Source organism: Psychrobacillus sp. NPDC093180, assembly GCF_044754065.1.
Taxonomy (GTDB): domain Bacteria; phylum Bacillota; class Bacilli; order Bacillales_A; family Planococcaceae; genus Psychrobacillus.
The window spans coordinates 1-15,130 of record NZ_JBIVOJ010000021.1 but is presented as its reverse complement, the minus strand read 5'-3'; the positions used below and the strand labels follow the sequence as shown (position 1 = coordinate 15,130).

Here is a 15,130-nt window from a genome sequence, read left to right as displayed (position 1 = left end):
CTTCTAGTTGCTAATTGCTCTGTTTTTGAGAATCTCGCTTACTTTGGTGATTTCATTTGTTGTTCAGCCATTTCAATTGCTCTTTTCACCATATTACCTGCATCACGTGATTTTATTCCACCCCAGCCCTCGGTTTTGACAACGTCATAAAATCCAAGATCTTTTGCTATCTCTTCTTTTAATTCATTAGACATAATACCTTTTCTAGCCATGTGGTGAATCCTCCTTTTTAACAACTAGCCTTTTTAGTATGCCCCATAAAACAGAAAAAACTCTTTTTCCATTCCTAAGAACAGAGAAAGAGCTTTTTCTAATATAAAATGTAAAAGTTCTAGTTACTCATTTTACAACGATTAAATTATTTGCTTCATCAAAAATAGTGATTTCTACTGCTTCTGTCAAAATGTCTGCATAACTATAAGATACACGTTCAAAAGAATTTTCATCTTGATCCAAGTCGATAACGAATACGGCGTGATAAGTTTCTCTTAATACACCAGCTCGTTCGATTGTTTTCTTACGTCCCCCGTTTGCTTTTAATTGCAAACGCTTGCCTAAATGATGATCTAATGACTTCTTAATATCAGCTAAAGTTTTTGGCATTCCGCTTACACCTCACTGAATATTACTATATCATGTATTTATTTTTTTGTCAAACAAAATATTTTAACAACCAGAGGTACCCTTTGTCAACGTTTTTATTTCATTCAATGACTACTTTTGTTTATAAACATTACTAATATTGTAACAAGTAGGATTAATGAAAATGAGGATATAACTCATCCGCTAAACGTCCAAATTCTTCAATAGTTAAAGTTTCCCCTCTTCTAGTCGGATTAATACCTACTTTTTCTAAAGATTGTAGAATTAAGTCTTTCTTCTGTTTACCATTTGGCAAGGAGGATTGCAGATTATTGATAATCGTTTTTCTGCGTTGGACAAATGATCCCCTTGATACTTGAAACAAAAAGTCTTCATCAATTACATGTACTGGTGGTTCTTCATGTCGTGTTAGCTTGATAACCGCCGATTCCACATTAGGTTGAGGCATAAAAACCGCTTTCGGTACGATCATAGCCACTTCTGCTTTCATGTAGTATTGAATGGCTATAGAAAGAGACCCGTACGCTTTTGTTCCAGGTTTCGCAGTGATCCGGTCTGCTACTTCTTTTTGCATCATGACAACCATTCCTCGGATAGGAAGACGGTCCATTAACAATTTTAACAAGATAGGTGTAGTTACATAGTAAGGTAAATTTGCAACTACCATGACATCTTTATAGTTCTCCAGCTTGTCTGCAAACATTTGTTTTACATCTGCTTCTAATATATCAGAATGGACAATTTCTACATTATCGTATGGGGATAGTGTATCTGCTAATACTGGCAATAGTCGTTGGTCAATTTCAAAAGCGACTACTTTTCCTGCCGCTCTTGCTAAATGCTCTGTTAAAGCACCAATTCCTGGTCCAATTTCTATCGCTGCAGAATCTTTAGTAAGTTCAGCATGAGCTACGATATTCCGTAAAATATTCGGATCGATTAAAAAATTTTGTCCTAAACTCTTTTTAAATGAAAAACCATATTTTTTTAGTATCTCTTGTGTGCGAACCGGGGTAGCTATATCTTTTTGCATAAATTATTTTTCCTCCATATCCAGTTGTAAAATTGCTTCTGCTAGCTGCTCTTTGCTAATTTGAAAAATGGAAAGTCGCTTTTGTAATTGTTTCCCATTTGTGTACCCAATTTTCAATTGCTCTCCGAGTCTTGTTCTTCTTTCTTTGGAGTTTGGAAAGCCAATCAACTTTCCTTCTACCAGCATATTTAAAGGGATATCCTCTGTTACATCCTTATCAGTCTTAGGTGTGTAAACACTTGCCAGAGCAAGTCGGATATCTTCATCTTTTGCATGTTCGATTCCTAGTCCTTTTCCGTTTTTGGCAACGGTCTTTTCTTTCGTTAAAAACGCATGCTTCACATTAGGAACATGCTCTTCAATAATGGCACGAATCCTTCTTCCAGGGTAATCCGGATCAGTAAATACGATAACCCCTCTTTTGTCTTGTGCATGCTGTATTTTCATCAGTGTCTCTTTAGAAATAGCGGATCCGTTCGTTTCTATCGTATCTGCTTCGACAGCACGCTTAACAGCAGTTGTATCATCCTTACCTTCTACAACAATTACTTCTTTTATTCGCAAAGGTACTTCCTCTTTTCTACTTTATTACTCCTTATCATAACGCAAAAAAGCTTCCCCTAACAACGAAAGGGAAGCTATACAACATCAATTAAGCACTTTTACACGTACCTTCTTGCGTCCAAAATTATATGCTTTAGATTTGGAAGGCATAAATAAGTCAATTTTGTTTCCTTTTATGGCACCACCAGTGTCGCCAGCTACCGCATAGCCATAGCCTTCTACCCACACTTTAGAGCCTAGTGGAATTACTTTAGGATCTACGGCAACTACTTTCACATCTGGATTAGATTTTAAATTAATCCCAGTTGTCGTAACACCAGAGCAACCATTGCAATAAGCGGTATAAGCGGTTGCTGTTACATAGAACTCTTTGCCGTCACTAGTATCCGAAGCCCCACGAGATACACTAGCAGTCACTACTTTTGTTCCAACTGCAACTACTTTTTTCGTAGGCTCTTTAGTCACTTTTTCACTGATAACATTACGAGATACTTCTACCCCGTTTTCTTTTATCACATCATATGTACGTGATACAGTTCCTTTTTCGCCCGCTTGCACTACTTTTTCTTTCCCTTTTAATAGCGAGTCATCTTTTTTCGTTTCTACTGCAAAGTTTGTAGCTTCCTCAACTACATCGGTGACCTTTTCTACTCGCACCACTTTTATAACGGAATCTGGAATGACCTTCTCATCCATTTGCCGTTCTACTCGGTCGAATTCATTCAATTGAATGTTATGTTGTTTTAAAAAGTCAGCGACCGTAGTCGAAGTGGACCATACCTTCTTCTCTTCATTACCATCTAAAAGCGTGACTTCAAACGCTTTTTCAACTGCAATTTTGTTATTCGGTCCAACCTCTGCATCCGCAGCAGGTGTTATAGCATCATGTTCGTTTATTGGAACATCTGCTTTTGCGAGTATTTCTGAAACTAAATGTTCAGTAGTGTTGATTGTTTGAATTTCTCCATCTACTGTAATTTCTATTTGTCTAGCCTGCTCCCACTCAATCGCTATATTATTTTTGATTGAAGTGTTCAATGAGGGTTTTAAAAAGTCTTCGTTTGCAACTACTATGTTATGTTGTTTTAGTAGTTCTTCGACTGTATTTGCATGTGTTAAAATCTCTTGTTGTTCACCGTTGACTGTTAAAGCAACAGTTTTCTTTGTTCCTTCGAATAATACGAAAGAAACCACTGCAAGAAACAATAGTAAAGATGCAATAGTTACTAGTGTTTGCTTGCTCCTCAATGAATGAAAGAACAGGTTTTTCATGGAATTATTTGACATGAAAAACGCCTCCTTGTTCACTCGAGTGATTATATAGAGTACTCGTCATCTTGTCAACTTTTTATATTTTTTTGTACTATTCAAACATGACGAAAACCCGCTGTATTAATTTTGTGGTAATGTTTACCTACTTTCATCTGTAAGGCGGAAAAATTGTTCTGCATTATTCGTTGTTGCTTCTGCTACTTGTTCAATTGGAAGCCCTTTTAACCTTGCGATTTCTTCCGCAACTAAAGTTACAAGTGCAGGCTCATTTCTTTTTCCTCGATGAGGATGGGGTGCCAAATATGGTGCATCCGTTTCAATCAATAAATGTTCTAAAGGAATTTCCGTAGCTACTTCCTTAGGCTTTTTAGCATTTTTAAAAGTTACTGGACCTCCCAGTGAAATTTTGAAATTCATGTCGATACATTGTCTCGCTGTTTCGACACTTCCTCCAAAACAATGCATGATTCCTCCAGTTAAATAGGCATCTTCTTCTTTTAAAATACGGACAACATCTTCTGTTGCATCTCGATTATGAATGATAATCGGTAATTTTACCTTTTGAGCTAAACGAATTTGTTTTCGGAATAATGTTTGTTGAATTTCTTTTGGTGATTTATCCCAGTAATAATCCAATCCTGTTTCACCGATTCCTACTACTTTTTCATGCCCAGCAAGCTCTTCTATCCATTGTAGATCCTCATCTGTGCAATCGATTGCGTCAACAGGATGCCAACCAACTACCGCATAAATAAATGTATATTGTTCCACCAGCTTCATTGCTCGTTCGATTGTTTTACGATCAAATCCAACAACAACCATTTTCTTTACGTTTGCTTGCAGGGCACGATCAATTACTTCTTGTAAATCTTCATCATATTGATCAGCGTTTAAGTGCACATGTGTGTCTATAAACATTCCATTTTCCTCCTTTATTACCATGAATACTTGGCAAAATAGTATTTTTAAATAGTATTCAATGAAAATTATATAGCTTATTAAGGGAAGCTCGTCACAATGCCCTCGGAATCAGAGCCGTTTTTTCTATAATAAATGATTTTCTAATTCAGTTAAAATGATACGAAGTTAAATAAGACCTGTCACTTTTTCAGCAACAGGTCTATTTTAATCAATTATTTCACTTGTGCGCCATTTTCAAGTTTTTCATCTACTGTTGCTAGTGTTAAGAAACCATCTTTTTCGCCAGCAAGAATCATCCCTTGAGAAAGTTCTCCTCTAAGTTTTACTGGTTTTAAGTTAGCCACTACAATTACTTTCTTCCCAACAAGATCTTCTGGCTTATAGTGTTTCGCTATTCCTGAAACAACTTGACGTTTTTCATAACCCATATCCAACTGCAGCTTCAATAGTTTATCTGCCTTTGGAATTTGTTCGCATTCTATAACCGTAGCAACTCGCAAATCAACTTTAAAGAAATCATCGATTGAAATCTCTTCCGATTGAACTTCCTCTACCACATCTTCCTGCGGTGTTTGCACAGACCCGCGCATTTGATCGCGAATATATGCTACTTCCACATCAACATCTAAACGAGGGAATATTGGCACTCCCGTTTGAATTACTTCTATTCCATCTCCAATTACGTGGAAGTTTCCAAGCTTATCCCATTCCAAATATTCATCTGTCAATCCAAGCTGTTTTATGATTTCTTTAGGACTGTTCGTCATAAATGGTTGGATTAATATTGCTATTTGACGTAAACTTTCTGCTAAGTTCGTCATTACAGCTGCCAACTGACCGCGAAGTGCCTCATCTTTTGCAAGTACCCATGGTTGTGTTTCATCAATGTATTTATTAGTACGAGAGATAAAAGCCCATAATTCACTCAATACAATACTAAATTGCATTTTCTCCATGCTCTCTTCGTACTTTTCAATTGTTTCTTTAGCGAATTCCTGAAGAGCTGCATCAAATTCTGTAGGCTCACTTAAAGCTGCTGGAATTTTTCCGTCGAAGTATTTATTGATCATGGAAACTGACCTATTTAACAAATTACCTAAGTCATTTGCTAAGTCGAAGTTTGTACGTTCTACAAATGATTCGGGTGAAAATACCCCATCTTGTCCAAATGGAAGCTCACGCAACAAGAAATAACGTGTTGCATCTAAACCGTAACGTTCTACTAACATTTCCGGATAAACGACATTTCCTTTAGATTTAGACATTTTACCGTCTTTCATCATGATAAATCCATGTGCAAATACCTTTTTAGGTAGTGGTAAATCTAATGCCATTAAGAAAATTGGCCAGTAAATTGTATGGAACCTTACAATATCTTTCCCTACCACATGTACATCTGCCGGCCAATACTTTTTAAATAACGAATCATCATCCGATAAATAACCAAGAGAAGTAATATAATTCGTTAAGGCATCTACCCATACGTATATTACATGCTTTGGATCTCCTGGTACTCGTATTCCCCAATCGAATGATGTTCTGGAAACAGATAAATCTTCTAAACCAGGCTTGATGAAGTTATTAATCATTTCATTTTTTCGAGACTCTGGTTCAATAAACTCTAAATTCTCTTCATAATAAGTCAAAAGACGATCTGCGTATTTCTTCATATTAAAGAAATATGACTCTTCTTTTACTTTATGAACAGGTCTGCCGCAGTCCGGACAGTTGCCATCTACTAACTGGCTTTCTGTAAAGAATGACTCACAAGGCGTACAATACCAACCTTCGTATTCACCCTTATAAATATCCCCATTGTCCAAGAAACGTTGAAATATTTTTTCTACCGTTTTGGTATGACGTTCTTCCGTTGTCTGAATGAAATCATCATATGAAATGTCCATTAAAGCCCACACTTTTTTTGCAGCTTCTGCAATTTCATTTACATATGCTTGCGGCTCCATTCCTGCTTCTTGAGCTTTTTCTTGAATTTTTTGACCATGCTCATCCATTCCTGTAAGGAATCTGACATCATAGCCTCTTAGTCTTTTGTAACGTGCCATTGCATCGGATGCTACTGTTGTGTACGCAGTACCAATATGAAACTTGCCACTTGGATAGTAAATAGGCGTTGTTAAGTAAAATGTTTTTTGTTGATCTTTCAATGAAAAATGCCTCCAATGCGAAAATCTACTTTATATTCTATTCTATCTAAACGGCGTATTTGTTTCAAATAATTAATAAATCTAAAGCATATTTATCCAATAGTACTTACCTGATTAATTTATTAAATAAAACAGTTAATATTTCAAAATAATAACTATTTTTTATTTTATTAATCAAATATTTATCTATTAATATATTAAATAATCATATTTTTATCATATAACGCAAGTATTTTGTTAATTTAATTATTGACGAAAATGGTATTACTTGGTATGATATTATGTATGAAAGAGATTTATGTCGAATATTGACGAAAAATTTGTACTCTTGAGAGGAGAAAATTTATAATGAAATCTACAGGTATTGTTCGTAAAGTTGATGAATTAGGACGCGTAGTTATTCCGATTGAACTTCGTCGTACATTAGGTATTGCAGAAAAGGATGCATTAGAAATTTATGTAGATGATGACAAAATTATCTTAAAAAAATATATGCCAAACATGACTTGCGCTGTAACCGGTGAAGTGTCAGATGACAACCTTCGTCTTGTTGGCGGTAAATTAATTCTAAGCCCAGAAGGTGCAGAATTACTAATTAAAGAAATTCAAAATAACTTAAAATAAAATAAACATCCGTATTCTTTTTTAGAATATGGATGTTTTTAATTATTCTACATGATAATTTTGATAAACCTCTCTTTTTGGTAAACCTCTTTGGATCGCTACTTCTTTAATAGCCTCTTTTGTAGTACATTGTTTTTCTTCTATAATACTGTTTACATGTTCTTCTATATTTAGCTTCTCCCACCATGCAGTTTCTATTTCATCAAATGCTTCATCACTACCATTTAATACGATACAAAATTCACCACGAATTTCATTTTGATCTACCCAACTTACCGCATCATCAATTGTTCCTCTTAAAAACTCTTCAAACTTTTTCGTTAGCTCTCTCGCTAATACAACTTGACGAGTGCCTTCCATAATTGTTTGCATATCTTTTAACGATTCCTTTAGCCGATGCGGAGATTCGTATAAAATAATCGTCTCCTGTCTTTTTTGAAGCTGCGTGATTTCTGCTTTTCTTTCTTTTTTATTTCTACTTAAAAATCCATAAAAGAAAAAAGGTTGTGTCGATAATCCGGATGCGATTAACGCACTTAGTGCAGCATTTGCCCCTGGGATCGGTACGACAGCAAAGCCTTCACTGACTGCTTTGGCTGCAATATCTGCTCCAGGATCTGAAATGCAAGGAAGTCCAGCATCACTTACTAACGCTATACGTTTTCCCTGTCTTAATAGATCTAAAATCTTTTCTCCTCCAGCTTGCTGATTGTGGTCATGATAACTCATTAGTGGCGTCGATATCTCAAAATAATTACAAAGTTTTTTCGTATTACGTGTATCCTCTGCTGCTATCATATCTACTTCTTTTAATATGCGAATAGCACGCATCGTCATATCCTCTAGATTGCCGATAGGCGTTGCAACTAAGTATAAGCAGCTACTTTGTTCATACTCCGTCGATTTCTGAGATTTCATCATTTTTTGGTCCTCCCATATAATGAGTCTTTTGCTTCCTCGATAATTGTTTAAAAGCATATTCTGCCTGCAATGCCTCACCTTTCGTCTCAAATGTTTCATGATATATACAGACAACCGGGCGTTTTGCTCTCGTATATTTTGCTCCTTTTCCCTCATTATGCACCGTAATTCTTTTGGTTAAATCATTCGTATAACCTGCATAATAGGAACTATCACTACATTCCAAAACATAAAATGTATGGATTTTTTCATTCTTTTCCATATAACATCTCTCTTACTTCTTCTGTATATTGCCCGTCTGCTCCATATACATATAAAGGAGGTAAAATTTTTAAATCTGGCTTCCCATCTTTTATTGCTTCTATTAATAATGTATTTGCTTCTTTTCCTTCCTTTGGATATACAAAACGAATACGTTTAGGCTCTAATCTATTAGCTCTCATCGCAGTTACAATATCAAGTAATCTTCCAGGTCGATGAACAAATGCTGCTTTTCCACCTTGCTTTAACAATTCACTTGCAGAAATGACTGCTTCCTCTAGCGTCAGATGAATCTCATGCCTAGCAATCGCTAAATGTTCTTTTAAATTCCGTTCACTCGCTTCATGAGCCGGAAAATAAGGTGGATTACAAGTGACAACATCATATTTTTCCGATCCAATTTGTGTGGCAATACCTTTTACATCGCCTTGCTTAATCGTAATTTGTTCTGAAAGTTTGTTGTATGCAACGCTTCTTGTGGCCATATCTGCAAGCCTTTCTTGCAATTCAATCCCTATTATTTCTGCTTTCGTACGTGCGCTTAAAAATAATGGAATTGCTCCATTTCCCGTGCATAAATCTACAACTTTTCCTCTTTTAATCGGTACATATGTAAACCTTGCTAATAAAACAGCATCCAATGAGAATGAGAAAACAGAAGGACTTTGAATAATTCGCAATTCCTCTGCCAATAAATAATCGAGCCGTTCGTCATCCTTTAACCATTGTTCCATCATTAATTCCTCCAAGCATTAGAAAAGCAAAAGCGCCTATTCCCCCCCCCCCCCCGAGGGGTAGGGCACTTGAGCTAGATTGATACTAAGTAAAAAAGTTTATACTTTCTTACCTCAAAATAAAAGACTGACACCCTCTTTTGGAGTGGCATCAGTCAATTGATCATACGTTTTGTTTATTTAAAAATGATAAGCAAAATAGACAATCTTCTTCTTTACGAGAGCTTCCAAAATGAACATGACAAACATGATAGCCTTCTTGATAAAGTCTTGCTAAATTGTCATGACCTTCTCCAATGTCTGCCTTGTTTAATCTTTCTTCTCGAGCTTTCTCATTTAATACTTCTTTTTCATGCATTTCATCGAGTCTCTGCCTTAAATGGTTGTTCTCTTGTTGTAGCGTTTGTTGTTCTTCTACCATTATCGCCACAAATTCTTTTAAAGCTCGAAATTGCAGCTGCGTGGACTCTAGTTGTTTTTCAAATTCTATAATTGTATCTAAAAAATTTCGGTCCATCACACATTCACCTCATTGCCTCGACCATTCTACCGGATTTTCCGCATGGCTAATAATTTCTTCTAACGTGTAATCTAATACTCTTTGGGGATCATTTAACTCAATACGCAAAACTCGTTCTAAAATATTCATACTTACTACTCTTCCAAAACCGTCTGGCGTTTCAATTCTATCACCAATATCTGGCATTTGTTCTCTTGCTTCTTCGTACTCATCATTTTCATACTTTAAACAACACATTAAACGTCCGCATAGCCCAGATATTTTGGATGGGTTCAACGATAAGTTTTGATCTTTTGCCATTTTAATAGATACTGGTTCAAAATCACCTAAAAATGTAGAACAGCAAAGCATGCGTCCACATGGACCAATGCCCCCTAGCATTTTCGCTTCATCACGAACCCCGATTTGTCGAAGTTCAATGCGAGTTCTAAATACAGATGCTAAATCCTTTACTAAATCACGAAAATCTACTCGACCTTCCGCAGTAAAATAAAAAATAATTTTGTTTCTGTCAAATGTATATTCAACATCCACAAGTTTCATCTCTAAAGCTCTTTCTAGAATTTTCTCTGTTCCTAAAGCCAAAGCTTGTACAGATTCTAAACGATTTTCTTCTACTTGAATACGATCCTTTTCCGTAGAAGGTCTTACTACCTGTTTTAAAGGAAGTACAACATCATGCTCTCCTACTTGCTTAATCGGTACGACAACCTTACCGTACTCGACTCCCCTAGCAGTTTCTACTATCACATAGTCGTCTTTCTCTAGCGCAAAATCTACTGGATCAAAATAATATATTTTACCCGCTTTTTTAAAGCGAACTCCTACAACTTTATACAAAAGTAAATACCTCCTGCAAGTTCAGCATTAACTGCTCCATCATCAGTGTCCGGTTCATGTTCTTATGCAAATTTTGTTTTGCATGTAAAATTATTTCTAATTGCTTGGATAATTGCTCATACGTTGTATGTAGGGCAACCTGATTCCAATAAGGGATCATATCCGGATAAGTACAGACTGCGACGTTACTTGCTTTTATAGCTACTATATCACGATAAGCGAATAGTAGTAAATCTAATGCTTGCTCTGCTTGTTCCTTTTCTTTAAGCAATGGCCCAAAATCTTCATGAATACACATCAATGCATCTTGAACACTTTTTCCACTTGCTTCAACTAATTTTAACACTGATTTCCTTGCAAGTCCAAAGTGCTCGTCCTTTGCTAGGACAATCGCTTCTTCCACTTGATTTGTCATTCGACAAACAGTAGAAGCCATAGAATCAGTTATTCCCTCTTCCACAAGTCTTTGCTTCAGAACGGATTGGGGCATGGCGGCTAAACTTATATGCTGACATCTAGAACGAATAGTTGGTATTAGTGCATGCATTCTATCAGTTAAAAGTATTGCCGTTATTTCACTTTGCGGCTCTTCTAAAAATTTTAATAATGTATTGGCAGCACTCGCATTCAATTGATCTGCATGATGGATAACATATATTTTACGACCAGTTTCAATTGCAGTTTTACTCATTTCTTGAATTAAATCATCTATTTGACCTCTTTTTATAAATTGTCCGTCTGGTTCAAGCTCTTTAAAGTTTAGGTGATTATTTGATTTTAATCTCTTACAGCTTCGACATGTTTCACATGGAACATTTTCTGTAGGGTTTTCACATAATATGAGCTGTACAAAAAATTGCAGCACCTTTACTTTTCCAGTACCTTTTGCACCCTCTATGATATATGCATGTCCTACGCGTTTTTTCTGAATAAGTGATTGTATTTGCTTTATAGCGACTGGTTGTAATTTATCTACTGCTTCAAACGACCAGTTGTTCATGTTGTCACCTTCTTTTATTCAATTCCTTTTGACTATGTGCAGTTTGTTTTTTTGTTTTAGCTTTTCACAGGCGAAAATTGATTAATAGAGAGCTACAATGATAGGAGGCTACTAACATGCTAGATTAACAATTATATATAAATTCTTTTCTCTCTTAAAAACTCCCGTGTCTCGCGATTGGCGAAAACACGGGAGTTTACGTGTAAAGGTTAATAAGTAGACCTTTTATTTCTCCGATTTTGTCTAAAAGATCAATGGAGCTTTTCTCTTGGTCTAAAATCTCTTCAGCTAGTTCCACTAATTTCTCATCAATTGTTTCCACAATCTTTAACTTTCTACCTTCACCAAAACGATTCCATGTATGAGATTGTTTTAACCCCATTCCAAAATCTACCGCTTCTTGTAGAAACTTTCGAATTAGCATTTTAAACTTTGCCATATCACGTAAATTTCTTGATCGTGCAAGACGATCTCCTGCCGTTGAAATATCTCCTAACAGTTTAGTTATTGTTTCTGTTTGCATTCTTTGTTCATGCTTAGTAACCATTTGTCCAAAGTTTGCAGATCGTGGGCCATTCTGGATAGAGTCTTTTCTTACTTTATCTAAGCCTACTCGTAAATCTTGATTTATCTTCAATCTTTTCTACCCCTTCCCTCATTATTAAAAATGATGGAATTGTTCAATCGGTAGAACAAATACTGTAGCTCCTCCAACTTCAACCTCTACAGGGTAGGGAATATATGAATCTGCATTTCCTCCCATTGGAGATACAGGTGCAACCATTTGCTCTCGTGCTCGACAATTATCTCTAATCAATTCTAAAGCTGAAGCCACTAATGAGTCATCGGTACCGATTAAAAAGGTAGTGTTTCCAGATCGTAAAAAACCACCTGTACTTGCCAGCTTTGTCGCTCTAAATTTTGCTTTTGTTAAAGCATTGGATAATCGATTACTATCCTGATCCTGTACTACCGCTACTATCAATTTCATCGATACTCACTCCTTTTGTATTTTCTTCTTTTTATTATAACACGAATTATCTAATTATTTCTAATTGGATTTTTATTACTTTATATACATCTTCTAAAACTGTTTCCACAGAGCGAGAAGCATCAATCACTTCAATTCGTTCTGGATACTGATCAACTAACGATAAATAACCTTCTCTAACTTTTTCATGGAACATTAAACTTTCTGCATCTAACCGATTTTTTTCACGATTTTTATGTGCATTGATTCTGGCAAGTCCCACACTAGGTTCAATATCGAATAGAATCGTTTTATCCGGCATTGTATCACCAATTGCAAACTTATTGATAGCTAGTATTTCTTGTACACCGATGCCTCTTGCAAAACCTTGGTAAGCAAGTGAACTATCTATAAAACGATCGCATATAACTATCTTCCCTGCATCAATAGCAGGCTGTACCTTTTCAACTAAATGCTGTCTGCGGGCTGCCGCATATAGTAAAGCTTCCGTACGACTCTCCATCATTATATGCTCGTTATCTAAAATTATGTTTCTAATCTTTTCAGAAATCATAATTCCACCAGGCTCTCTTGTCATCACAACGTCGTAACCTTCTTCTTTTAATTTATCTCCCAGTAAATTCATTACTGTAGTTTTTCCGGCTCCCTCAGGACCTTCACTAGTTATAAAATACCCTCTTTTTTGCACACTTAATCCTCCACTACATATATTAACTTTTCTGTTAGTCGATGTTCACCTTGAAATACCGCACCTTTTTCTAACCATTCTTCCAATTCCGTGAGCATCGAGATCGTAATTTTCTCTCCTGGTATTAATAAGGGTATTCCTGGTGGGTAGGGAATTACCATTGCTTTTGCTATTCTTCCGATGGAACGCGTATATGGAATCCATTCTCCTTGCTTTTCACTTAATACACCTACACTCATTTGCAATGTAGAAAGGGGCTTCTGAATAATTAGATGGCCTTCACTTGGACTATTTGGTACTTCTTTTCGTAATTCATCTACTGCGTGCTTTATACGCTTTCTAATATCTGCAAAAGGATATTCATGCTCTCCTTTTAATAAAGGCAAAATTAATAATACCTGATGTGTATCGGCTAATTCTACATATATATTCTGTGCTTCAAAAGCTTTTTGTATTTGAAAACCAGCATAATTGTCAACTCGTATTAACAGTTTTAGTGGGTCGTCTACTTGTAATACCTGCAGATGAGGAATAGTCTCCAGTGCATGAACAAATAACTTTCTTCTATTCATGAAGTTTTTATAATCTATCTCATTGTATCTTTCCACGTAGCTTCTTGCATCATCCAGCGAAGCTAGTATGAGATAGGATGGACTGCTAGATTGTAGCATTCTTAAATACTTATTTATGGCATTTTCCTCAACTAACTTCGAATTAAAATGTAAAAAAGAGCCCATAGTCAACGCTGGTAATGTTTTATGTGCTGATTGAACAACTATATCTGCTCCATACATTAATGCAGACTTCGGAAATTGCTTATTAACTTGGAAGTGAGCCCCGTGAGCTTCATCCACTAATACCGGTATACTATTCGTGTGACACAAGTCGATAATATCCTTTAATTCAGAAGAGGCAACACCATAATAGCTAGGATAGGTGAGTACAACAGCTCTAGCCATTGGATACAGTTGTATTGCCTTATTAATTACATCCAATGGAACATAAGAGGCGGTTTTCGTTCGCTCATCCCATTCTGGAGTTACAAAGATAGGCTCCGCACCGACTAATTCAATCGCATGAAAAATTGACTTATGAGCATTTCTTTGTACAATAATTTGCTCTCCAAACTGACAAGTAGCATAGATCATTGCCAAGTTTCCTACCGTTGTTCCATTTACTAAAAAGAAGCTTTTCTGTGTTTCATATGTAACTGAAAGTAGTCGTTCGGCTTCTTTAATTGCTTCTTCTGGATAATGATAGTCATCTAACCCACTTAGCTCGGTCAAGTCATACCGCATAGTTTCTTGCATTGCTTTTGGCAAGTTTGATAAAAGTCCGTTCTTATGTCCAGGTACATGAAAAGAAATATTTCTTTGACTATGAAATTTCTCTAATGCCTCGACTAACGGTCGTTTTTCCTGCATGTTATACTACCTCACAATATCCCTACTGATTCTCTTCCTTCATTATACATGAATTGAGCTTTTTTATGTTTCTCTCTGTCTTATATAATCGCACATTATAGGAATAGTGCATCTTAGCAAGTAGAATGAAGTGTCCACTATGTTTTTCGCAACAGACCGCGAAAATCATATAGATATCTCTTGTGCTCATAAATCTTAGTATCCGTTTCTAGCTAAAGTCAAGTATGGCATTTTCCAAAACTTTAAGACATATTGTCCTACAAAGTGAAGTATCTCACTGCACTATTATCCATGTAATGGCGAAGGGCAATCAATCAGTCATCGAAAGCAATCAATTCTATTTGGAAAGCAACTAAATTATCTAGGAAAGCAACTAATTCATAAGGCATATCATTAAACTATCCTATTTCTAGCTTCTATAGTTTCCTAATCAACAAAAAAGTCGCTACCGAATAAATCGGTAACGACTTTTTATATTTGCCCAGCGACGTCCTACTCTCACAGGGGGAAACCCCCAACTACCATCGGCGCAAAAGAGCTTAACTTCCGTGTTCGGTATGGGAACGGGT

The 15,130-nt window shown here is 36.1% G+C and carries 18 protein-coding genes and 1 rRNA gene; 1 reads left to right on the top strand and 18 read right to left on the bottom strand.

All coding sequences use genetic code 11. The features are described from left to right. Positions 1 to 38 precede the first annotated feature (38 nt). The 7 genes from ACIP9W_RS21530 to metG all read right to left on the bottom strand — a co-directional run bounded on the left by ACIP9W_RS21530 (position 39) and on the right by metG (position 6,558). Positions 39 to 212 carry a small, acid-soluble spore protein, alpha/beta type gene (locus tag ACIP9W_RS21530; protein WP_093276510.1) on the bottom strand — a complete coding sequence of 58 codons (174 nt, stop codon included), beginning with the start codon at positions 210 to 212 and terminating at the stop codon, positions 39 to 41. A 127-nt stretch (positions 213 to 339) separates the two neighbouring features. Further along, positions 340 to 603, bottom strand: a complete 264-nt coding sequence (veg, locus tag ACIP9W_RS21525) for a biofilm formation stimulator Veg (protein WP_053591096.1) — start codon at positions 601 to 603, stop codon at positions 340 to 342. Positions 604 to 757: 154 nt separating this feature from the next. Further along, positions 758 to 1,636, bottom strand: coding sequence for a 16S rRNA (adenine(1518)-N(6)/adenine(1519)-N(6))-dimethyltransferase RsmA (gene rsmA / locus ACIP9W_RS21520; protein WP_400793212.1), 879 nt, complete (start codon positions 1,634 to 1,636; stop codon positions 758 to 760). Positions 1,637 to 1,639: 3 nt separating this feature from the next. After that, a complete protein-coding gene (rnmV, locus tag ACIP9W_RS21515; protein ID WP_400793210.1) occupies positions 1,640 to 2,200 on the bottom strand; it encodes a ribonuclease M5 in 561 nt (186 codons plus the stop codon). 84 nt (positions 2,201 to 2,284) lie between these two features. Next, positions 2,285 to 3,487, bottom strand: a complete 1,203-nt coding sequence (locus ACIP9W_RS21510; protein WP_282240945.1) for a resuscitation-promoting factor — start codon at positions 3,485 to 3,487, stop codon at positions 2,285 to 2,287. A gap of 123 nt (positions 3,488 to 3,610) precedes the next feature. Further along, the gene (locus ACIP9W_RS21505; RefSeq protein ID WP_400793208.1) at positions 3,611 to 4,390 is read right to left on the bottom strand and encodes a TatD family hydrolase; all 780 of its coding nucleotides are present in this window, start codon (positions 4,388 to 4,390) and stop codon (positions 3,611 to 3,613) included. 215 nt (positions 4,391 to 4,605) lie between these two features. Next, entirely contained in the window at positions 4,606 to 6,558 is a 1,953-nt protein-coding gene (gene metG / locus ACIP9W_RS21500) for a methionine--tRNA ligase (protein ID WP_400793206.1), read from the bottom strand. 348 nt (positions 6,559 to 6,906) lie between these two features. Between metG and ACIP9W_RS21495 the strand changes: the two genes are divergently transcribed. Beyond that, on the top strand, positions 6,907 to 7,182 hold the full coding sequence (locus tag ACIP9W_RS21495; RefSeq protein ID WP_142540905.1) for a transition state genes transcriptional regulator AbrB: 276 nt from the start codon (positions 6,907 to 6,909) through the stop codon (positions 7,180 to 7,182). 42 nt (positions 7,183 to 7,224) lie between these two features. Here ACIP9W_RS21495 and rsmI read toward each other — a convergent pair whose 3' ends face one another. From rsmI to rrf, 11 genes are all read right to left on the bottom strand, one after another. Then, positions 7,225 to 8,100, bottom strand: a complete 876-nt coding sequence (gene rsmI / locus ACIP9W_RS21490; RefSeq protein ID WP_400793256.1) for a 16S rRNA (cytidine(1402)-2'-O)-methyltransferase — start codon at positions 8,098 to 8,100, stop codon at positions 7,225 to 7,227. Further along, the gene (locus ACIP9W_RS21485) at positions 8,072 to 8,365 is read right to left on the bottom strand and encodes a GIY-YIG nuclease family protein (protein WP_400793204.1); all 294 of its coding nucleotides are present in this window, start codon (positions 8,363 to 8,365) and stop codon (positions 8,072 to 8,074) included. Before ACIP9W_RS21485 ends, rsmI begins: the two co-directional genes overlap by 29 nt. After that, entirely contained in the window at positions 8,352 to 9,098 is a 747-nt protein-coding gene (locus ACIP9W_RS21480) for a tRNA1(Val) (adenine(37)-N6)-methyltransferase (protein WP_282240941.1), read from the bottom strand. The genes ACIP9W_RS21485 and ACIP9W_RS21480 overlap by 14 nt, the downstream gene beginning before the upstream one ends. Before the next feature lie 163 nt (positions 9,099 to 9,261). Further along, positions 9,262 to 9,618: a DNA replication initiation control protein YabA gene (gene yabA / locus ACIP9W_RS21475; RefSeq protein WP_400793202.1), complete on the bottom strand. Its 357-nt coding sequence runs from the start codon at positions 9,616 to 9,618 to the stop codon at positions 9,262 to 9,264. A 9-nt stretch (positions 9,619 to 9,627) separates the two neighbouring features. Continuing rightward, positions 9,628 to 10,458 carry a PSP1 domain-containing protein gene (locus tag ACIP9W_RS21470; RefSeq protein WP_142540901.1) on the bottom strand — a complete coding sequence of 277 codons (831 nt, stop codon included), beginning with the start codon at positions 10,456 to 10,458 and terminating at the stop codon, positions 9,628 to 9,630. Further along, on the bottom strand, positions 10,451 to 11,458 hold the full coding sequence (gene holB / locus ACIP9W_RS21465) for a DNA polymerase III subunit delta' (protein WP_400793200.1): 1,008 nt from the start codon (positions 11,456 to 11,458) through the stop codon (positions 10,451 to 10,453). Before holB ends, ACIP9W_RS21470 begins: the two co-directional genes overlap by 8 nt. A 196-nt stretch (positions 11,459 to 11,654) precedes the next feature. After that, positions 11,655 to 12,095, bottom strand: coding sequence for a YaaR family protein (locus tag ACIP9W_RS21460; protein ID WP_400793198.1), 441 nt, complete (start codon positions 12,093 to 12,095; stop codon positions 11,655 to 11,657). Between the two features lie 24 nt (positions 12,096 to 12,119). Then, complete coding sequence (locus ACIP9W_RS21455; RefSeq protein ID WP_093276576.1) at positions 12,120 to 12,449, bottom strand: cyclic-di-AMP receptor; 330 nt, start codon at positions 12,447 to 12,449, stop codon at positions 12,120 to 12,122. Positions 12,450 to 12,495: 46 nt separating this feature from the next. Next, positions 12,496 to 13,137, bottom strand: coding sequence for a dTMP kinase (tmk, locus tag ACIP9W_RS21450; RefSeq protein WP_400793196.1), 642 nt, complete (start codon positions 13,135 to 13,137; stop codon positions 12,496 to 12,498). A 2-nt stretch (positions 13,138 to 13,139) separates the two neighbouring features. Next, positions 13,140 to 14,561, bottom strand: a complete 1,422-nt coding sequence (locus ACIP9W_RS21445) for an aminotransferase class I/II-fold pyridoxal phosphate-dependent enzyme (RefSeq protein WP_400793194.1) — start codon at positions 14,559 to 14,561, stop codon at positions 13,140 to 13,142. Between the two features lie 479 nt (positions 14,562 to 15,040). Then, positions 15,041 to 15,130, bottom strand: a 5S ribosomal RNA gene (gene rrf, locus ACIP9W_RS21440); the annotation flags it as partial.

Coding starts and splice junctions, on each gene's coding strand:
- ACIP9W_RS21510 (WP_282240945.1), bottom strand. CDS start 3,487: ATGTCAAATAATTCCATGAAAAACCTGTTCTTTCATTCATTGAGGAGC.
- ACIP9W_RS21495 (WP_142540905.1), top strand. CDS start 6,907: ATGAAATCTACAGGTATTGTTCGTAAAGTTGATGAATTAGGACGCGTA.
- ACIP9W_RS21455 (WP_093276576.1), bottom strand. CDS start 12,449: ATGAAATTGATAGTAGCGGTAGTACAGGATCAGGATAGTAATCGATTA.
- ACIP9W_RS21530 (WP_093276510.1), bottom strand. CDS start 212: ATGGCTAGAAAAGGTATTATGTCTAATGAATTAAAAGAAGAGATAGCA.
- ACIP9W_RS21485 (WP_400793204.1), bottom strand. CDS start 8,365: ATGGAAAAGAATGAAAAAATCCATACATTTTATGTTTTGGAATGTAGT.
- ACIP9W_RS21505 (WP_400793208.1), bottom strand. CDS start 4,390: ATGTTTATAGACACACATGTGCACTTAAACGCTGATCAATATGATGAA.
- holB (WP_400793200.1), bottom strand. CDS start 11,458: ATGAACAACTGGTCGTTTGAAGCAGTAGATAAATTACAACCAGTCGCT.
- veg (WP_053591096.1), bottom strand. CDS start 603: ATGCCAAAAACTTTAGCTGATATTAAGAAGTCATTAGATCATCATTTA.
- ACIP9W_RS21445 (WP_400793194.1), bottom strand. CDS start 14,561: ATGCAGGAAAAACGACCGTTAGTCGAGGCATTAGAGAAATTTCATAGT.
- rsmA (WP_400793212.1), bottom strand. CDS start 1,636: ATGCAAAAAGATATAGCTACCCCGGTTCGCACACAAGAGATACTAAAA.
- rsmI (WP_400793256.1), bottom strand. CDS start 8,100: ATGAAATCTCAGAAATCGACGGAGTATGAACAAAGTAGCTGCTTATAC.
- ACIP9W_RS21480 (WP_282240941.1), bottom strand. CDS start 9,098: ATGGAACAATGGTTAAAGGATGACGAACGGCTCGATTATTTATTGGCA.